Source organism: uncultured Sphingomonas sp., from assembly GCF_913774285.1.
Classification (GTDB): domain Bacteria; phylum Pseudomonadota; class Alphaproteobacteria; order Sphingomonadales; family Sphingomonadaceae; genus Sphingomonas.
On the sequence record NZ_CAJYHX010000031.1, the window covers coordinates 112,996 to 131,996 of the forward strand.

Here is a 19,001-nt window from a genome sequence, read left to right on the forward strand (position 1 = left end):
AGAGGACACATGGCCAGCAAGGCCGGACGCTACACCCCCGCCATCATCCTGACGGTCTCGCTGTTCTTCCTGTGGGGAATGGCGAACAACCTCAACGACATCCTGATCGCGCATTTCCGCCGCGCCTTCACGCTGAGCGATTTCGAGACCAGCTTCGTCCAGCAGGCCTTCTACATGGGCTATTTCCTGCTCGCGACGCCGGCGGCGATGCTCGCGCGGCGGCGGGGCTACAAGGCCGCGATCGTGACGGGACTCACCCTTTACGCGATCGGCGCGTTGCTCTTCTATCCGGCGACGCATTTCGGCGAATATCGCTGGTTCCTCGCCGCGCTGTTCGTGATCGCCTGCGGCCTGGCCTTTCTCGAAACTTCGGCCAGCCCGCTGATCGCCGAGCTCGGCAGCCCCGAAGGCGCCGCGCGCCGGCTCAACTTCGCCCAGGCGGCCAATCCGCTCGGCACGATCTTCGGCGTGCTGGTCGGCAAATATTTCATCCTCTCCAGCTTCGCGCAGGACGATCACGCGCTCGCCTCGATGTCCGCCGCCGAGCGGACCGCGACGCTGCGCGGCGAGCTCGCCTCGGTGCAGACGCCCTATCTGGTGATCGGACTGGTGGTGCTCGCCTTCGCGATCGCCGCCGCGCTGATCGCTTTCCCGGACAACCGCCGCGACGGCGACGCGCCCGCGGTGCCGACGGGCAAGGCGCTCGGCACCGTGCTGCGCAACCGGACGCTGCTGTTCGCGGTGGTGGCGCAGTTCTTCTATGTCGGCGCGCAGGTGGGGCTGTGGAGCTACACGATCCGCTACGCCCAGGTGAACCTGCCCGGCCTCACCGAGCAGGGCGCTGCCGACTATCTCTTCGCCAGCCTGGTGCTGTTCGGCGTGGGCCGTTTCGTCGGCGCGGCGATGCTCGGCAAGGTCTCGGCGCCGCAGCTGCTGGTGGTGTTCGCCGGGCTCTCGGCGGCGCTGGCGGCAGTGGCGGTGTTCGTCGGCGGGACGACCGGGCTCTATGCGCTGGTCGCGGCGAGCTTCTTCATGTCGATCCAGTTCCCGACGATCTTCGCGATCGGCATCGGCGGTCTGGGCCCGCTCAAGCAGATTGGCGCCTCGCTGATCGTGATGGCGATCATCGGCGGCGCGGTGCTGACCGCGGCGATGGGGCATGTGTCCGACCTCGCGGGGATCAACCTCGCGCTGCTGGTACCGGCGGTGGCGTTCCTGGTGGTGCTGGGCTTTGGCGTGCGCGCGACGGGGGCGGCGGGGGATGTGGCACTGGCGCCGGCGGGGCATTGAAGCGCTCTTAAGCCCCTCCCCCTGAGGGAAGGGGCTTAAGAAGAAGATCAGCCGACCAGTACCACATGCAGGAACCGCGGGCCGTGCGCGCCCCGCACGTACGTGCCTTCGATGTCGGTCGTGCCGCTGACGCCCGTTACCCAGTAGTGTGCGCGCGGCACTGCCCCGCCCGGCGCCGCATCCTCCAGCCAGCGAACCAGGCCGGCGACTTCCAGCACGACGATGTGCCGCAGCGCCAGGAAGTTGGGCAGCATCGGTGCTTCCGGCGAGGTCTCGAACACCAGCGAGCCCGTTTCCGCCACCCCGGCGCGGGCGAAGGCGAGCACCGTGCCGTCGTCGGCCGGGCAGTCTGCCAGCCCCGTCAGCCCCGACCAATCGAGCCCGTCCACTCGCGCATCGGGCGGCAGCCACAGCGCCGGTGTCGCCCCCTCGGCCGCAAGATACTCCGCCACCGCCTCCGGCAAGTCTGCCAGAGACCCGATCCGCGCGTGCGTCGCCGCCACGCTCGGCAGCGCGAGCTGCGCCAGGAAACGCGCCACCAGATCCTCCGGCCCCGCCGGCCGCTCACGTTCCTCGCCCGCGAGCAAACAGGCCGCCTCCGCCGCCAGCAGCGCTGGATCCCGCGCCGTCCCCAGCCGCGCCAGGATCGCGTCGCGTGCGCTCATCGTTCGCCCTTTCGGTAGCGGTCCATGAAGCTCTCCGGCGCGGGTGCGGGGAAGTCGCGCCCGCCGGTCCAGCCGCCGGCCAGCGGCAGCTTCGCGATCCAGCCGCGCCCGGCCAGCCGCATCGCCCGGATCGCCCAGCGCACCCCCGTCCGGTACGCCCAAGGCCGCCGCGCCGCCCAGGCCCAGAGCCCCAGCCCTGAGCGCAGCGTCACCGGCTCCAGCCCCTCGCGCCAGCTCTTCTCGCGCCAGCCGCGCAGCAGCGTCGGCAGCGGGATCGCGACCGGGCACACCTCCTGGCACTTGCCGTTCATCGTGCACGCGTTCGGCAGGTCGCGGCTCGCCGCCAGCCCGTCGAGCGCCGGGGTCAGCACCGATCCCATGGGCCCCGGATAGGTGCCGCCATAGGCATGGCCGCCGATCTGGCGGAACACCACGCAGTGGTTCATGCACGCGCCGCAGCGGATGCAGCGGAGCATCTCCGCCAGCCCGTCGCCCCGCATCGCGCTGCGGCCATTGTCGACCAGCACGATGTGCATCTCCTCCGGCCCGTCGCGGTCCCCCGCCCGCTTCGGCCCGGCATAGAAAGTGGTGTACTGGGTCAGCGCCGCGCCGGTCGCCGAGCGGGCGAGCAGCCGCAGCAGATGCACGGCATGGTCCATCGAGGGGACCAGCTTCTCGATCCCCGCGGTCACGATATGCACGCGCGGCGGCACCAGCGAGAGCTCGGCATTGCCCTCGTTGGTGACGGTGCAGATCTGCCCCGAATCCGCGATCAGGAAATTGGCGCCCGAGATGCCGACATCGGCGCCCAGCATCTCGCCCCGTAGCTGTCGCCTTGCACTCGCCGCCATCGCGACGATGCTTTCCTCGACATGCGGTTCGCGGTGGCGGGCATGGAAGAGTTCGGAGACCTGCTCGCGCGTCTTGTGCATCGCCGGCCAGATGATGTGCGAGGGCCGCTCGCCAGCGAGCTGGATGATGTGTTCGGCAAGATCGGTCTCGACCCGGCCGATGCCTGCTGCCTCCAGCGCATGCGGCAGGCCGATCTCCTCACCGAGCATCGACTTGGAGCGCGCGACGCTCTTCGCCCCCGCCTTGCGGCAGATGTCCACGACGATCGCACAGGCCTCGTCGGCGGTGGCTGCCCAATGGACCGTCGCGCCCGAAGCGGTCGCCGCCGCCTCGAACTGGAGGAGATAGGCCCCGAGATTGGCGATCACATGGTCCTTGATCGCCGCCGCCCGCTCGCGCGCCGCGCCGAAGCTGGGCCAGGCGCCGATCGCCGCGCCCCGCTTGGCCTCAGCGGTGCCGGCGGTACGCTCGACTGCGATCTTGAGCTGGCGGTCGGCGAGCGCGGCATCGACGCGCGCGTCGAAGGCGCGGCTCATTGCGCTTCGCCGATCGCCGGGCCGTCGGCCATGCCGGCCAGCACCTCGATGGTGTGGAAGGCGCGGACGTCCGACCCGCGCCGGTGCAGCTTGCCCGCCAGGTTCATCAGGCAGCCGAGGTCACCAGCCAGCAGCAGCCCCGCGCCCGTAGCCTCCACCGCCGTGGCCTTCTCGTCGGCGATCGCATTGGAGATGGCCGGATATTTCACGCAGAAGGTGCCGCCGAAGCCACAGCAGGTCTCCTCGCCGGCAAGCGGCACGAGGTCCAGCCCGTCGACCGCGCCGAGCAGCCGCCGCGGCTGCGCCTTGATGCCCAGCTCGCGCAGGCCCGAGCAGCTGTCGTGATAGGTCGCGGTCGCCGGCAGCGTCACGCCCTCGGGCCGCCAGCCGCGCGCGTCGAGCCAGGTGAGGATCTCCCAGGTCTTGGCCGCCACCGCTTCGGCCCGCGCCGCCCATGCGGGATCGTCGGCAAGCAGTTCGGGATAGTGGCAGCGGATCGTCCCCGCGCAGCTGCCCGAGGGGACGACGATCGCCTCGTACGGTTCCAGCATCGCGACGTTACGCCGCGCGAAATCGGTCGCCGTCGCGCGGTCGCCTGAGTTGAGCGCCGGCTGGCCGCAACAGGTCTGCGCCTCCGGCACCACTACCTCGCACCCGGCATCGGCCAGCGCCCGCAACGCCGCGAAGCCCACCCGGGGCCGCATCGCATCGACCAGGCAGGTGACGAACAGCGCGACGCGAGATGGCGGGGAACTCATATCCATGCGGCCCTTTCGCATATCGGCACCTGTGCTTCCACAGGAACGGGCTAGCCCGCCGCGGCTTCGGCCTGCATCGCGGCCACTTCGTGTCGGATCATCTTGAGTACCAGCGCGGCGGCGCGGTCGGTATCCTCGGCGGGACTGAGGAAGCGATGCTGCATCAGTCCCAGCGCCGTCGCGGTGATCAGGTCGGTCAGCGCACAGCGCCGCTCGGCAAAGGCGTCGCCCGGAATCAGCGCGGTCAGCGCCGCGAGCATGGTGCCGCGCACGTCCTCACGCGTTTCCTCGAAGATCGCGGCAATGCGTCCATTGCGCGCCGACTCGGCGACGATCTCGGCGAACAGCGGATCGGATTCGTCGGGTTCGGGGCGGATGAAGTCGCCCAGCCAGTTCCATACGAACTCCGGATCGCCGCTCTTGATTCCCGCGCACAGCGACTCGGGCGCGAGGAAATCCATGCAGTCGGCTTGCACAATTTGCGCGACAATCGCCTCCTTGGAGGAAAAATCGCGATAAATTTGACCGACCGCAATGCCCGATTCCTTGGCAATCTGGGCCACGCCGGTTGCGTGAAAACCGTTCGCAATGAACAACCTGCGCGCGGCGGACACGATTTTTTCGCGCCGCAACAGGGCCTTATCGCGGTGGGGAACTCCGCCTTCTTCCGTGGTTTCTGCCATCGGGCGTCCCTATAAAACCATCTTGACCGAGTCACTCGCTTCGCAGTAGCGGCGAATGTGAGCGAACGTTCACTCACATATATCACAACGGCAGGCATCCGCATGACTTTTTTCCGTCACACCGCGCCGGCTCTCGCGCTTGTCCTCGCCGCCTGTGGCGGTCAGTCCCAGCAGCAGGGTGCCGGGGCCTCCGGCGCCGCCGGCGGCCAGCAGGCGGCGCCGCCGCCGGTCTCCTATGTCGTCGTCCAGCAGCAGGCGGTGCCGCTCACCAGCGAACTGCCCGGCCGGCTGAGCCCCTATGAGAGCTCGGACGTGCGGCCGCAGGTCAACGGCCTGATCCTGGAGCGGCTGTTCACCGAAGGCGACATGGTGCGCCAAGGCCAGCCGCTCTACCGGATCGATCCGGCGCCCTACCGCGCCGCCGTCGCCAGCGCCCGCGCCGCGCTGACCCGCTCGCAGGCCGCGATCGCGTCGAGCGAGGCGCTCGCGCGTCGCTATGGCGAACTGGTCAAGATCAACGCGATCTCGAAGCAGGAATATGAGAATGCGGTGACCAGCGCCGCCCAGGCCCGCGCCGATGTCGCCGCGCAGAAAGCCGCGCTCGCCACCGCCGAGATCGACCTTGCCCGCACCACGATCCGCGCGCCGATCAGCGGCAAGATCGGTCGGTCGCTCTACACCACCGGCGCGCTGGTCTCGGCATCGCAGACCAATGCGCTGACCACGATCCAGCGGCTCGACCCGATCTATGTCGACATCCAGCAGTCGAGCGCCGACATCCTCAAGCTGCGCCAGTCGATCATGGCGGGCCAGGTCGCGCGCGACGGCAACGCCAAGGTCGCGCTGACGCTGGAGGACGGCACCAACTACGGCCCGCAGGGCACGATGCGCTTCGCCGACGTGACCGTCGACGAGACCACCGGCAGCCAGGTGATCCGCGCGCTGTTCCCCAACCCCAACGGGTTGCTGCTGCCGGGCATGTTTGTCCGCGCCCGCCTTGTCGAGGGCACCCAGCAGAACGCGATGCTGGTGCCGCAGCGCGCCGTCAGCCGCGACGAGCGCGGCAACCCGACGGTGCTGATCGTCGGCGCCGGCAACAAGATCGAGCCGCGCCCGATCCAGACCAGCCGGACCGCCGGCGACGCATGGATCGTTACCGGCGGGCTCAAGCCGGGCGACAAGGTGATCGTCGAGGGCGCGATGATGCTGCGCCCGGGCATGCCGGTCACGCCGCAGCCCTGGAATCCGAACGCCAAGCCCGCCCAGGGCCAGCCGGGTGCCGCCGCGCCTGCCCAAGGGAAGTAAGCCCTTATGTCGCGCTATTTCATCGATCGGCCCATCTTCGCCTGGGTCATCGCGATCATCATCATGCTGGCGGGCATCCTCGCGATCCGCAGCCTGCCGATCGCGCAGTTCCCGGCGATCGCGCCGCCCGCCGTCTCGATCACCGCGACCTATCCGGGCGCGGATGCCCGGACGCTGGAAAACACGACGACGCAGATCATCGAGCAGCAGCTGAAGGGCATCGATCACCTTCGCTATTTCTCGTCCTCGTCCTCGTCGGCGGGCACCGTTACGATCACCCTCACCTTCGAGCAGGGCACCAATCCTGACATCGCCCAGGTGCAGGTGCAGAACAAGCTGCAGGCGGCCACCCCGCTCCTGCCGCAGGAAGTGCAGCAGCAGGGCATCCAGGTCGCCAAGGCCACCCAGAACTTCCTGGTGGTGATCGGCCTCTATTCGGAGAACGGGTCGCACAGCGGCACCGATCTCGCCGACTATGCCGTCTCCAAGCTGCAGGATCCGCTGTCGCGCGTGAACGGCGTCGGCGATACCCAGGTGTTCGGTTCGCAATACGCGATGCGCATCTGGGTCGATCCGGTGAAGCTCAACAAGTATGCGCTCACTATGGACGACGTGACGACCGCGATCCGCGCGCAGAACGCGCAGGTCTCGGCAGGTCAGCTGGGCGCGCGCCCCGCGCCGAAGGAGCAGATGCTCAACGCCACGGTGTCGGTCCAGTCGCGGCTCACCACGCCCGACGAGTTCGCGCAGATCCGCCTGAAGAGCGGCACCGATGCCTCGGTGGTGCGCCTCGGCGACGTCGCCCGCGTCGAGATCGGCGCGGAAAGCTATGGCTTCGATTCGAAGTGGAACGGCAAGCCCGGCGCCGGCATCGGCATCAAGCTCGCCCCCGGCGCCAACGCGCTGACGACGGTCGATCTGGTCAAGGCCCGCGTCAACGAGATCGCCAAGACCTTCCCGGCCGACATCAAGGTCATCTACCCGTACGACACCACGCCGTTCGTCCGCCTGTCGGTCGAGCAGGTGGTGCACACGCTGATCGAAGCGGTGGTGCTCGTCTTCCTGGTGATGTTCCTGTTCCTGCAGAACTTCCGCGCCACGCTGATCCCGACGATCGCGGTGCCGGTGGTGCTGCTCGGTACCTTCGCGGTGATGGCGATCGCCGGCTATTCGATCAACACGCTCACGCTGTTCGGCATGGTGCTGGCGATCGGTCTGCTGGTCGACGACGCGATCGTCGTGGTCGAAAATGTCGAGCGCCTGATCACCACCGAGCATCTCAGCCCGGTCGATGCCGCGCGCAAGTCGATGGAAGAAATCACCAGCGCGCTGGTCGGCATCGCGCTCGTCCTCTCGGCGGTGTTCCTGCCGATGGCGTTCTTCGGCGGTTCCACCGGCGTGATCTACCGCCAGTTCTCGATCACGATCGTCTCGGCGATGGTCCTCTCGGTGTTCATCGCGCTGGTGCTCACGCCCGCGCTCTGCGCCACTATCCTCAAGCCGCACAATCCGGACAAGGCGGAGGGCCATGGCCCGCTCGCGCGCTTCTTCCGCTGGTTCAACCGCAATTTCGATCGCGGCCAGGCCAAGTATGAAAAGGGCGTACGCCGCACCGCGCGCAGCTGGAAGCGCTCGGGCCTGATCTATCTGCTGATCATCGGCGGCATGAGCTTCCTGTTCCTGCGCCTGCCCGGCGGCTTCCTGCCCGAGGAAGACCAGGGCATCGTGATCGCGCTGGTCCAGGGGCCGGCGGGCGCCACCTCGGCGCGTACTGACAAGGGGCTCGACCTGATCCGCGACCACTTCCTCAAGGAGGAAGCGGGCAATGTGAAGGGCGTGTTCACGATCAACGGCTTCAGCTTCGCCGGTGCCGGCCAGAACAGCGGCCTTGCCTTCATGCCGCTCAACGACTGGTCCGAACGCCCCGGCGGCAAGAACGCCGCGGGCTCGATCGTCGGGCGCGCGATGGGCGTGTTCTCGCAATATCGCGACGGCCTGATCTTCGCGATCACCCCGCCCGCGGTGCAGGAGCTCGGCAACGCGACCGGCTTCGACCTGCAGCTCGTCGATACCGGCGGCATCGGCCATGAACGCCTGCTCCAGGCGCGCAACATGATGCTGGGCATGGCGATGCAGGACAAGCGCCTGGTCGGCGTGCGCCCCAACGCGCTCGACGACGCGCCGCAGCTCAAGGTCGATATCGACCAGGACAAGGCCAAGGCGCTCGGGCTAGACCTCTCCTCGGTCAACAGCACCATCGCCACCGCCTGGGGTGGATCGTACGTCAACGACTTCATCGATCGCGGCCGCGTCAAGCGCGTCTATGTCCAGGCCGATGCCCCCTATCGCCTGACGCCGGAGGACATCGCCAACCTGTTCGTCCGCGGTCCCACCGGCACGATGACGCCCTTCACTGCCTTCTCGACGCTCAGCTGGGCGCAGGCGCCGGTGCAGCTCACCCGCTATAACGGCCTGCCCTCGATGGAAATCCTCGGCTCGCCCGCCCCCGGCACTTCGACCGGCGACGCGATGGCGGCGATGGAGGCGATCCATGCCAAGCTGCCGCCGGGCACCCAGCTCGAATGGACGGGCCTCTCCTATGAGGAACGCCTGTCGGGCGGCCAGGCGCCGGCACTCTATGCGCTGTCGCTGCTGATCGTGTTCCTCTGCCTCGCCGCGCTGTACGAGAGCTGGTCGGTGCCGATCTCGGTCATCCTGGTGGTGCCGCTCGGCGTGCTCGGCGCGCTGCTCGCGGCATGGCTCACCGGGCTCAACAACGACATCTACCTGCAGGTCGGCCTGATCACCACGATCGGCGTGTCGGCGAAGAACGCGATCCTGATCGTCGAATTCGCCGAGGAGCGGATGCGCGAGGGCATGAGCGCCTTCGACTCCGCAATCGAAGCCGCCAAGCTGCGTCTGCGCCCGATCCTGATGACCAGCCTCGCCTTCATCTTCGGCGTGCTGCCGCTGGCGATCTCCACCGGCGCGGGCGCCGGCGGCCAGAACGCGATCGGCCGTGCGGTGGTGGGCGGCATGCTCTCCGCGACGGTGCTGGCGATCTTCTTCGTGCCGATGTTCTTCGTCGTGGTGCGCAATCTGTTCGATCGCCGCCGCAACCGGAACGCGGGCCCGGATACCAACCATGACGGCGGTGCAACTGCGCCGCAGGGAGCCTGACGGCCGTGACCAACCGCTTCCCCCTGTTCCTCGCGCTGGCCGCGAGCACCGCGCTCTCGGCCTGCAACCTGGCGCCCAAGTACAACCGTCCCGAGCCGGCGATCCCGGCGGCGCTGCCCCAGGGCGGCGTCTACCCGGCGGCGGCCACCGACGCGCCGGACATCAGCAAGGTCGGCTGGCGCGACTTCTTCACCGACGATCGCCTGCGCAAGGTGATCCAGCTGGGCCTGGACAACAACCAGGACCTGCGCCTCGCCGCCGCCAACGTGCTGCAGGCGCGGGCGCAGTACCGCGCGCAGCGGGCGGACCTGTTCCCCGCGATCGGCGTGAGCGGCACCGGTACCTATACCAACACCGCGCAGTTCGCGGCGAGTGCCGGCGGCGCGCTGGGCGGCGGCGGCGTGCAGGACGTCCAGAACTTCAGCGTCTCCGGCGGCATCACCTCCTATGAGATCGACCTGTTCGGTCGCGTCCGGAACCTCAGCCGCGCGGCGCAGGAGCAGTATTTCGCGAGCAGCGAGGCGCAGCGCGCCACCCGCGTCTCGCTGATCGGCGAGATCGCCAGCGCCTGGCTCACCCTCGCCTCGGACCGCGAGCAGCTCGCCATCGCGCAGAACACGCTCAAGGCGTTCCAGCAGTCGCTGGAGCTGACCCGCGCGCAGTTCCGCATCGGCACGGCCTCCGAACTCGAGTCGCGCCAGGCCGAGACCAGCTACGAATCCGCGCGCAACGACGTGGCGACGGCACAGACCCGGATCGCGCAGGACATCAACGCGCTCCAGCTGCTCACCGGCGCCACCGTGCCGGCCGAGCTGCTGCCCGAGACGCTGGGCGACGCCAAGGCGACGATCGACGCGCTGCCCGGCAACGTGCCGTCGGACGTGCTGCTGCGCCGCCCGGACGTGCTCCAGGCCGAGCACCAGCTGATCGCGCAGAACGCCAATATCGGCGCGGCGCGCGCGGCCTTCTTCCCGAGCATCTCGCTCACCGCGACGGTCGGCACGATCGCCTCGACGATCGGCAAGCTGTTCGGGTCGAACACCGACACCTATACGGTCTCGCCCTCCGCCTCGCTCAACATCTTCAACTTCGGCAAGAACCAGGCGAACCTCGACTATTCGAAGGCCTCGCGCGACGCGGCGGTGGCGACCTATCAGAAGACAATCCAGACCGCCTTCCGCGAAGTCGCCGATGCGCTCGCCCAGCGCGGCACGATCGACGAGCAGTTGCGGGCACAGAGCGCGCGGGCCAATGCCGCGGAGGTCGCGGCGCGGCTGTCCGACGCGCGCTACCGGGCGGGGGTCGATTCGTTCCTCACCGTGCTCGATTCGCAGCGCAGCGCCTATGCCGCGGAGCAGAGCCTGGTCACCACCCGGCTCACCCGCGCGAGCAATCTGGTTACCCTGTATAGAACCTTAGGCGGCGGGCTCGACTAGACGCTTGCCAGTTGCGAAAATCGGCATAGTCTCTGGATCCAATAGGAGAAGGAGAGGTGTCGTGTCGCTGAACGAAGTGCACCCCGAACAGGCGCAGGAACTGCCGCTGCCACAGCTGCCGGTGCAGGCCGCCGACGAGAGCATGATCATCCTTGAGGCCCTGTTGTGCGTGATGCGGGAGAAGAACCTGCTCTCGCGCCAGGACCTCGAGCTGCTCTGCCAGAAGGTCGAGCGCCGCGCCGCGGGCGTGAGCAAGAACCCCCTGCCCTGCTGCCCGGACAAGGCGGCGAACGCGCGCAACTATATCCAGCGCCTCGCCGACTATCTGGGCCACCGCTATGGCGGCAAGCACCTCCGCCGGGTGAGCTGAGGGCCTAGGGGCACCCGCCCCATCCCCAGCCGTCATCCCGGCGAAAGCCGGGATCCATTGGGGTCTCCGTTGCGGCTCTTGCCGCAGCCGAGTGGCATCTGGATCCCGGCTTCCGCCGGGATGACGGGTGTTGATGCTGCGTGATGCGACCCCACCGGCGATTTCCGCTCGCCCCGCCCCCGCCTCCAATAATCCGACAAATCCGCAAATCCCGCTTTGGCGAGGCGGTTGCCCGCGCTAGGGCGCAATCGTCTGTCTTTCCTGAATGAGGACGCTTGCATGAAGTTGCTTCGCTACGGCCCGCGCGGGGGCGAAAAGCCCGGTATCCTGGACGCCGAAGGCCGCATCCGCGACCTGACCGGCCTGGTACCCGACCTGACCGTCGACGTGATCGAGCGGATCCGCGCGGTCGATCCCACCACGCTGCCGCTGGTCGAGGGCGATGTCCGCCTCGGCGTGCCGGTCGCGAACATCGGCAAGTTCCTCGCGATCGGCCTCAACTATGCCGATCACGCCCGCGAAGCCGGCCTCGAGCCGCCGCCCGAGCCGATCTTCTTCACCAAGGCGATCTCGTGCCTCACCGGCCCCAACGACCCGGTGATGATCCCCAAGGGCTCGCAGAAGAGCGACTGGGAAGTCGAGCTGGGCGTGATCATCGGCAAGACCTGCCGTTATGTCGACCAAGCCGATGCGCTGGACCATGTCGCGGGCTTCGTCCTCGCCAACGACGTGTCCGAGCGCGCCTTCCAGAAGGAGCTCGGCAGCCAGTGGGACAAGGGCAAGGGCTGCGACACCTTCGGACCCGTCGGCCCGTGGCTGGTCACCCCGGACGAGGTTGCCGATTGCCAGGCGCTCGACATGTATCTCGACCTCAACGGCAAGCGCATGCAGACCGGCAACACCGCGACGATGATCTTCCCGGTGGCGGAATGCATCGCCTATATGAGCCGCTTCATCACGCTGCACCCCGGCGACCTGCTGATCACCGGCACGCCCCCGGGCGTCGGCGAGGGGCAGAAGCCGGAGAAGATCTTCCTCAAGCCCGGCGACGTGATGGAGCTGGGGATCACCGGCCTCGGCACCCAGCGCCAGGAGGTGATCGCGTTCGATCTCGGGGCGTTCAACGACTGAGCCCCGACTCTTCTTCTTCTAAATCCCCCTCCCGCCTGCGGGAGGGGTTAGGGGAGGGGGTGTGAGGGTGGCAGGCGAGACGCTGGGGGAACGGGCAAAGCAGCACATCTTCGATGTCCGCCCTTGCCTTCCGCCCTCACCCTCCCGCAAGCGGGAGGGGAGTTAGATCGCCTCCACCGCCAGCACTTCGATCGCCTCTCGCTTCCCCCCGAAATCGACCCGCTCGCCTTCCTCCGCGCCGAGCAGCGCGTGCGCCAGCGGTGCCTGGAAGGCCAGCCGGTCGGCGGCGGGATCGGCCTCGTCATGGCCGACGATCTCGATCACCCGCTCGCGGCCATTGAGCCGGATCCGTACCCGCGCGCCGATCCCCGCCACGCCGTCCTCGATGGGCGGCGCGATCTGGGCGGTGGCGGCGCGGGTGTTCCAGTAGCGGAGCTCGCGCTTCAGCAATTCCTTCGCCTCCGCATCGCCCTCGGCCTCGATCGCCGCCGCTAGCGCCGCGACCTTGCTCGCGATCAGCGCCGGCCCCGCCGCCGTGACCAGGTTGGGCCCGGCCGGCAGCGGCAGCTCGAACTTCGGTTCCTTGTGTTCCTCGTCGCTCTCGCGGCGAAACGCGACACTCATCGTTGCGGCAGATCCTCAAGCGTGGACGATACCTTCCAAAGATCGATCGCGCCTTCGGTTGCATGGGTGTCGATCTCGGCCAGCTCCTCGGCGGTGAAATCGAGATTCTTCACCGCATCGAGCGAATCGTCGAGCTGCTGCACCGTCCGCGCGCCGACCAGCGCCGAGGTGACGCGGGGATCGCGCAGCACCCAAGCGATCGCCATCTGCGCCAGCGTCTGCCCGCGCTTCTCGGCGATGGCGTTGAGTGCACGGATGCGGGCGATGTTCTCGTCGGAGAGCAGCCGCGTGTCGAGCGAGGTGCCGCCCTTCGCCGCGCGCGCATCCTCGGGCACGCCGTTGAGGTACTTCCGCGTCAGCATCCCCTGCGCCAGCGGCGAGAAGGCGATGCAGCCGGTGCCGAGATCCTCCAGCGTGTCGAGCAGGCTCTCCTCGATCCAGCGGTTGAGCATCGAATAGCTCGGCTGGTGGATCAGCAGCGGCACCTTGTAGTCCGCCAGGATCGCCGCGGCCTTGCGGGTCAGCTCGGGCGAATAGCTGGAGATGCCCACGTACAGCGCCTTGCCCTGGCGGTGGATCTGGGCGAGCGCGCCCATCGTCTCTTCCAGCGGCGTCTTGGGGTCGACACGGTGCGAGTAGAAGATGTCGACATAGTCGAGCCCCATCCGCTTGAGGCTCTGGTCGCACGAGGCGATCAGATATTTCTTGCTGCCGCCGACGTCACCATAGGGCCCGGGCCACATGTCCCAGCCCGCCTTGGTCGAGATGATCAGCTCGTCGCGGTGCGTCGCGAAGTCGGTCGCCAGCACGCGGCCGAAATTCTCTTCGGCCGAGCCATAGGGCGGGCCGTAATTGTTCGCGAGATCGAAGTGCGTCACGCCGCGATCGAACGCCCGGCGCAGCATCGCGCGGGCATTTTCGAACACGTTGGTGCCGCCGAAATTCTGCCAGAGCCCCAGGCTTATCGCCGGCAGGTCGAGCCCGCTGACGCCGCAGCGGCGATAGGGCATGCGACCGTCATATCGGTCGGCATCGGCATGCCAGGGCTGGGGATAGGCCATCATCTCTCTCCATCGGGAAGGCTGTACGGAACGCGCCTATACGCAGACCGGGTCCGTCGCGGAACACCCTCGGCTGCCAACAATGACAAGCCGCCCCCAAGGACAGCTATCTTGTCGTGCCGCCCCTCGCCCGGTAACGCGGTCGGCCATGCAGTATCACAGCACCCGCGGCGGCGCGCCCTTGCTGGGCTTTCGCGACGTCACCCTCACCGGCCTCGCCAGCGACGGCGGCCTCTACGTCCCGACCCAGTGGCCGAGCTTCTCGGCCGAGGACATCGCCGCGATGCGCGGCCTCTCCTATGTCGAGACGGCGGTGCGCGTCATGCTGCCCTTCGTCACGCCGGACCTGAGCGAAGACGAGCTGCGCACGCTCTGCACCCAGGCCTATGGCCGCTTCTCGCACGCCGCGGTGACCCCGCTCGTCCAGATCGACCAGCAGCACTGGCTGCTCGAGCTGTTCCACGGCCCCACCCTCGCCTTCAAGGACGTGGCGCTCCAGCTGCTCGGCCTGTTGTTCGAGAAGTTCCTGAGCGGCACCAACCAGCACCTCACCATCGTCGGCGCAACCTCGGGCGACACCGGCAGCGCCGCGATCGACGCGGTGGCGGGGCGCATCGGCGTCGACATCTTCATGCTGCACCCGCAGGGCCGCGTGTCCGACGTTCAGCGCCGCCAGATGACCACGGTGCTCGCGCCGAACGTCCATAACATCGCGATCGACGGCAGCTTCGACGATGCCCAGGCGCTGGTGAAGGCGATGTTCAACGATGCAGCCTTCTCGGGCCGCTTCCAGCTGAGCGCGGTCAACTCGATCAACTGGGCCCGGTTGATGGCGCAGGTGGTCTATTATTTCTACGCCGCCGTCCGCCTCGGCGCACCCGAGCGCGCGATTGCCTTCTCGGTGCCGACCGGCAATTTTGGCGACGTCTTCGCCGGCTATGTCGCGGCGCGCATGGGGCTGCCGATGGCCAAGCTGGTGGTGGCGACCAACGTCAACGACATTCTCCACCGTGCGCTGTCGGCCGGCGACTATTCGGCGGGCACCGTCACCCCCACCGCCGCGCCCTCGATGGACATCCAGGTCAGCTCGAACTTCGAGCGGCTGCTCGCCGATCTTGCCGGAGCGCCGATCGCGGAGCAGATGCGCGGCTTCGAGAGCAGCCGCGCGATGCAGCTCACCAACGCCCAGCGCGAGGGTGCGTCCAAGCTGTTCACCAGCGACGCGATCGACGCCGACGGCATGAACGAGGCGATGCGCTGGGCCTGCGCCGAGGCGGGCCAGGTGATCGACCCGCACACCGCGATCGGCCTTGCCGCCGCGCAGCGCGCCGGGCTGGCGCAGGACGTACCCGTGGTCACCCTCGCCACCGCGCACCCGGCCAAGTTCCGCGACGCCGTGGAACGCGCCACCGGCGTCCGCCCGCACGTGCCGAACCGCATCGGCGACCTGTTCGATCGCCAGGAGCGCTACGACACCCTCCCCGCCAGCTTCGATGCGATCACCGGCTATATCGCCGAGCGGGCCCACGCCCGCCCATGAAGCTCGTCACCCTCACCGGCGAGCCTTGGGCCGACTATGGGCTGATCGATTCGGGCCATGGGCGCAAGCTCGAGCGCTACGGCGCCTATCGCTTCATCCGCCCCGAGCCCCAGGCGATGTGGGCCCCGGCCTCGGCCGAGTGGGACGCGCATGCCGAGTTCGTCCCCGGCTCCGACGAGGATGGCGGCGGCCGCTGGGAGTATCTGAAGCCGACCCCGCGCGAGGGCTGGCCGCTGGCGTGGCGCGAGGTGCGCTTCACCGCCCAGACCACGCCCTTCCGCCATCTCGGCTTCTTCCCGGACATGGCGCCGGTGTGGGACTGGATGCGCGGCCGCATCGAGGGGATGGACAGCCCTGAGTGCATGAACCTGTTCGGCTACACCGGGGTCGGGTCGCTGGCGCTGGCCGCGGCGGGCGCCAAGGTGACGCATGTCGATGCCTCCAAGAAATCGGTGATGGAGGGCAAGGCCAACGCGCAGCTCTCGGGCATGGCCGACAAGCCGATCCGCTGGATGATCGACGATGCGATGAAGTTCACCGCGCGCGAAGTGCGGCGGGGGCGGCGCTATGACGGCATCATCCTCGATCCGCCGAAATGGGGCCGCGGGCCGAACGGCGAAGTGTGGAAGCTGGAGGAAGGGCTGCCGTCGCTGATCGACGACGTCGCAAAGCTGCTGGATGCAAATTCGCGCTTCCTGTTCCTGACGGTCTACGCGGTGCGGATGTCGGCGCTGGCGATCGGCGAACTGGTCCGCCAGGCGATGGCGGACAAGGGGGGTGTGGTCGAGGCGGGCGAGTTGACGGTGCGCGAGGAAGCGCGCGGGCTGGAGCTGCCGACGGCGATCTTTGCGCGGTGGAGTAGGTAGGGACCGCAGAGCGCTGCCTGTTTGCGCTAACTGCCACTATGGGGCAGCAATAGCTCATTCCTGCCATTCCCAGCTTAACCATCCCCGCACGCAAGACGAAGTGACCACGACAAATCAAGTGCATGTGCCGAAAAGCTTATGTGGAAGCACTTGCAGATCGACGCAAACTGGCACTACCACGCCGATGCAACATCACATTTGATTGCACCGGGGGGAAAATGAAACAATCGTCGCTGACCGTATTGCCCTTATTGCTGTTGGCAAGCGCCTGCAGCGGCGGCGGCTCTGGTGGCGCAGGAAGCGTGGTCGTCACACCAACGCCGACGCCCACGCCAACCCCTACACCAACTCCTACGCCCACCCCCACACCGACGCCTACACCAACGCCCACACCACTGGCGACGCCGACGCCGCTTGCCGCCGACCCGAACTGGTCCACCTTACAGCGAGATCCCGGCCACACCGGCTATGTCCCTGCCAGTTTCTCGACCGCAAGCTTTGCCGATGCGTGGACGATCACCACGCCCAACATGCCCAGCAACGTCGCAGCGCGCTCTGGAGCTGTATTCTACAACGTTTTCCATGCGGACGGTCGAATGTACACGCATGCCATATCGACCTCCAACGGCGCTTCGTTGTGGGCGTACGATCTGGGGGCAGGCATCTTCCGTTCCGGTATGCGCCCCTATGGGCCAGCCTACGCCAATGGACGAGTGGCATCAGCACCGCCAAACTCGACTTCGACCGCTGCCCCCTTGCAGGTCATCAACGCGAGCACCGGTGCCTATGTCAGCACGGCAAGCTACTATTCTCAGGGCAGCAACGGGAGCGTCCCGACACTGGTTGGCGACGAAATTCTTTTGGCATCAGGCTATTATGGCAATGCCGTATACAGTGCTTATGCACTTACCGGCGGTGCAAATTGGTCGGTGACAATCACGAGCCAATATGGCGGCTATGTCATGGAAGGCGAGAGTGTCGCCGTTGACCAACAATATGTCTACTTTTTTCAAGCGGGATCCATCATGGTCCTGTGGAGAAATGGTGCTCTTGCGAAATTCATTCAAAATCCATTTTTTACCAAAACCGGATTAAGCTATTCCGGTGAGTATGCCAGCGCACCCATTCTCGACAAGAATGGCCACATATTTGTTTTTACTGACAACTATGCGACTGGTGACGCACTCCCCATCGCGGCCTTCTCCATTTTCAATGAAAAGCCGTTGTGGCGATCCGGCTACAGCTACACGGGTCAGCCGGCAGTTCGCAATGATCGACTTTACGCCATTCGATCGTCGAGCAGGATTGTTGATGTAATCGACACATCCACGGGTCTTTTAGCTGGATCCATCAATGTTGGCGGCAGCGACAATCTTACGAGCAACGTGGTTGTTTCTGACAGCCACTTGTTCGTCGCAAGCGCCACCACCACTTTCTCCATAGATTTGACCAAGAACGGCTTCCCAGTAGTGTGGAGCACACCCTTCGGCGGCGTACTTGCCGTAACGCCTGACAACTACCTTATCATATCCACCGCAACCGCAATCCATGCGGTGAAGCTGCAATAATCACGCGGGGGGGGGGGGGGAGGTCCAAGCCTGCGCGCGGAAGCGAATTCCACTGCCCGATCGTGCATCCGCCCGCCCCCCCCCTCTGCGCCCGCAAAGTGATTCCAAACCTTGAGTTTGCAGGCCCATCAGGCGCTTTGGGGGAAAGGTACATGAGGGTGCAGAACTGATTGACCGCCCTCTCCAAAAAGCGCGGCCAGTCGCCTTCGTACCCGCACACACGCATCTAGCGACAAGCCGAGAACCGTAGGACACGGCGGCATGGTAGCTATTTGGTACATCTCCATAACGGATCCCGACCTTCGTCGAGGTGGCAGCCGCAGTGATGGAAAAAAAGAAGCCGCCGGCCCTCAGCCGGCGAGCACGCCCAGCCGAACCAGCTCGGCGCGGAACGCCTCGGCGCCGGTGAACACCACGCCGTGGATGCCCTGGGCCCGCGCCGCTTCGACATTCACCGGCAGATCGTCGACGAACACCGCGTCCGGGCCAGCCAGCCCGAATCGCGCCAGCGCCAGCGCGTAGATGGCGGGATCGGGCTTCACCAGCTTCTCGTCGCCCGAGACGACGATGTCCTGGAAGCGGCCGAACAGCCAGTCGACCTGCGGCATCCAGGCCCGCCAGAACTCGCCGGAGAAGTTGGTGATGCCGTACAGGGGCACGCCCGCCGAATCGAGTTCCTCGACCAGCTCGGCCATGCCGGGGATCGGCGGACCCAATTGGTCGCCGAACTGCGGCCCCCAGAGCGCGATCTTGTCGGCATGCTCGGGGTACAGCGCGCTCAGCTCCGCCGAGGTCTCGGCGAAGGGGCGGCCAGCGTCATGCTGGAAATGCCATTCCTTGGTGACGACCTGCGACAGAAACGCGTCGAGCGCCTGCTCGTTGTCGAACAGGCGCTCGTACAAACGCCGCGGTTCCCAAGGGAAAAGAACGTTGCCGACGTCGAAGATGACGGCGTGCGGCGCAGTCCCCACGTGTGGGCTCAGCCCTGACGTGCCTTGAAACGCTTCTGCGTCTTGTTGATCACGTAGATCCGGCCACGGCGGCGGATCACGCGGTTGTCGCGGTGCCGCCCCTTGAGCGACTTCAATGAATTGACGATCTTCATGACCGATTCGCTTCTCAAATTATCTGGAATG

The 19,001-nt window shown here is 67.0% G+C and carries 17 protein-coding genes; 9 read left to right on the forward strand and 8 right to left on the reverse strand.

Features of this window, described 5'->3' with window-relative positions; all coding sequences use genetic code 11:
- The first annotated feature begins 9 nt into the window (after nt 1–9).
- Entirely contained in the window at nt 10–1,290 is a 1,281-nt protein-coding gene (gene fucP / locus QZ670_RS17650; protein WP_294257815.1) for an L-fucose:H+ symporter permease, read from the forward strand.
- Nucleotides 1,291–1,337: 47 nt separating this feature from the next.
- Here the strand turns inward: fucP and QZ670_RS17655 are convergent, their stop codons facing one another.
- Genes QZ670_RS17655 through QZ670_RS17670 form a run of 4 tightly spaced genes read right to left on the reverse strand, consistent with a single transcriptional unit; the run spans nt 1,338 to nt 4,784 of the window.
- Nucleotides 1,338–1,955, reverse strand: a complete 618-nt coding sequence (locus QZ670_RS17655) for an LUD domain-containing protein (protein ID WP_294257817.1) — start codon at nt 1,953–1,955, stop codon at nt 1,338–1,340.
- Nucleotides 1,952–3,343 (reverse strand): lactate utilization protein B, encoded by a 1,392-nt coding sequence (locus QZ670_RS17660; RefSeq protein ID WP_294257819.1) that lies wholly within the window; start codon nt 3,341–3,343, stop codon nt 1,952–1,954. Before QZ670_RS17660 ends, QZ670_RS17655 begins: the two co-directional genes overlap by 4 nt.
- Nucleotides 3,340–4,101 (reverse strand): (Fe-S)-binding protein, encoded by a 762-nt coding sequence (locus QZ670_RS17665; RefSeq protein WP_365894684.1) that lies wholly within the window; start codon nt 4,099–4,101, stop codon nt 3,340–3,342. The genes QZ670_RS17660 and QZ670_RS17665 overlap by 4 nt, the downstream gene beginning before the upstream one ends.
- Before the next feature lie 50 nt (nt 4,102–4,151).
- Nucleotides 4,152–4,784, reverse strand: coding sequence for a TetR/AcrR family transcriptional regulator (locus QZ670_RS17670; protein WP_294257825.1), 633 nt, complete (start codon nt 4,782–4,784; stop codon nt 4,152–4,154).
- A 102-nt stretch (nt 4,785–4,886) separates the two neighbouring features.
- On the opposite strand from QZ670_RS17670, the gene QZ670_RS17675 reads away from it, so the two are divergent.
- From QZ670_RS17675 to QZ670_RS17695, 5 genes are all read left to right on the forward strand, one after another.
- Complete coding sequence (locus tag QZ670_RS17675; RefSeq protein WP_294257828.1) at nt 4,887–6,089, forward strand: efflux RND transporter periplasmic adaptor subunit; 1,203 nt, start codon at nt 4,887–4,889, stop codon at nt 6,087–6,089.
- 6 nt (nt 6,090–6,095) lie between these two features.
- Nucleotides 6,096–9,269 carry an efflux RND transporter permease subunit gene (locus QZ670_RS17680; protein ID WP_294257830.1) on the forward strand — a complete coding sequence of 1,058 codons (3,174 nt, stop codon included), beginning with the start codon at nt 6,096–6,098 and terminating at the stop codon, nt 9,267–9,269.
- Nucleotides 9,270–9,274: 5 nt separating this feature from the next.
- Nucleotides 9,275–10,705, forward strand: coding sequence for an efflux transporter outer membrane subunit (locus QZ670_RS17685; protein WP_294257833.1), 1,431 nt, complete (start codon nt 9,275–9,277; stop codon nt 10,703–10,705).
- A gap of 61 nt (nt 10,706–10,766) precedes the next feature.
- Complete coding sequence (locus tag QZ670_RS17690) at nt 10,767–11,075, forward strand: hypothetical protein (protein ID WP_294257835.1); 309 nt, start codon at nt 10,767–10,769, stop codon at nt 11,073–11,075.
- Between the two features lie 279 nt (nt 11,076–11,354).
- The gene (locus QZ670_RS17695) at nt 11,355–12,206 is read left to right on the forward strand and encodes a fumarylacetoacetate hydrolase family protein (protein ID WP_294257838.1); all 852 of its coding nucleotides are present in this window, start codon (nt 11,355–11,357) and stop codon (nt 12,204–12,206) included.
- Between the two features lie 162 nt (nt 12,207–12,368).
- On the opposite strand, the gene QZ670_RS17700 is transcribed toward QZ670_RS17695, so the two are convergent.
- Together QZ670_RS17700 and mgrA are read right to left on the reverse strand one after the other, a co-directional pair.
- Entirely contained in the window at nt 12,369–12,830 is a 462-nt protein-coding gene (locus QZ670_RS17700; protein ID WP_294257840.1) for a GreA/GreB family elongation factor, read from the reverse strand.
- On the reverse strand, nt 12,827–13,891 hold the full coding sequence (gene mgrA, locus QZ670_RS17705; RefSeq protein WP_294257982.1) for an L-glyceraldehyde 3-phosphate reductase: 1,065 nt from the start codon (nt 13,889–13,891) through the stop codon (nt 12,827–12,829). The genes QZ670_RS17700 and mgrA overlap by 4 nt, the downstream gene beginning before the upstream one ends.
- A 148-nt stretch (nt 13,892–14,039) precedes the next feature.
- Between mgrA and thrC the strand changes: the two genes are divergently transcribed.
- The 3 genes from thrC to QZ670_RS17720 all read left to right on the forward strand — a co-directional run bounded on the left by thrC (nt 14,040) and on the right by QZ670_RS17720 (nt 17,865).
- On the forward strand, nt 14,040–15,431 hold the full coding sequence (gene thrC, locus QZ670_RS17710) for a threonine synthase (RefSeq protein ID WP_294257842.1): 1,392 nt from the start codon (nt 14,040–14,042) through the stop codon (nt 15,429–15,431).
- Nucleotides 15,428–16,297: a class I SAM-dependent methyltransferase gene (locus tag QZ670_RS17715; RefSeq protein ID WP_294257845.1), complete on the forward strand. Its 870-nt coding sequence runs from the start codon at nt 15,428–15,430 to the stop codon at nt 16,295–16,297. The genes thrC and QZ670_RS17715 overlap by 4 nt, the downstream gene beginning before the upstream one ends.
- 218 nt (nt 16,298–16,515) lie before the next feature.
- Entirely contained in the window at nt 16,516–17,865 is a 1,350-nt protein-coding gene (locus QZ670_RS17720) for a PQQ-binding-like beta-propeller repeat protein (protein ID WP_294257848.1), read from the forward strand.
- A gap of 350 nt (nt 17,866–18,215) precedes the next feature.
- On the opposite strand, the gene QZ670_RS17725 is transcribed toward QZ670_RS17720, so the two are convergent.
- Complete coding sequence (locus QZ670_RS17725) at nt 18,216–18,836, reverse strand: HAD family phosphatase (RefSeq protein WP_294257851.1); 621 nt, start codon at nt 18,834–18,836, stop codon at nt 18,216–18,218.
- 8 nt (nt 18,837–18,844) lie between these two features.
- A complete protein-coding gene (ykgO, locus tag QZ670_RS17730; RefSeq protein WP_010543750.1) occupies nt 18,845–18,970 on the reverse strand; it encodes a type B 50S ribosomal protein L36 in 126 nt (41 codons plus the stop codon).
- Nucleotides 18,971–19,001 lie beyond the last annotated feature (31 nt).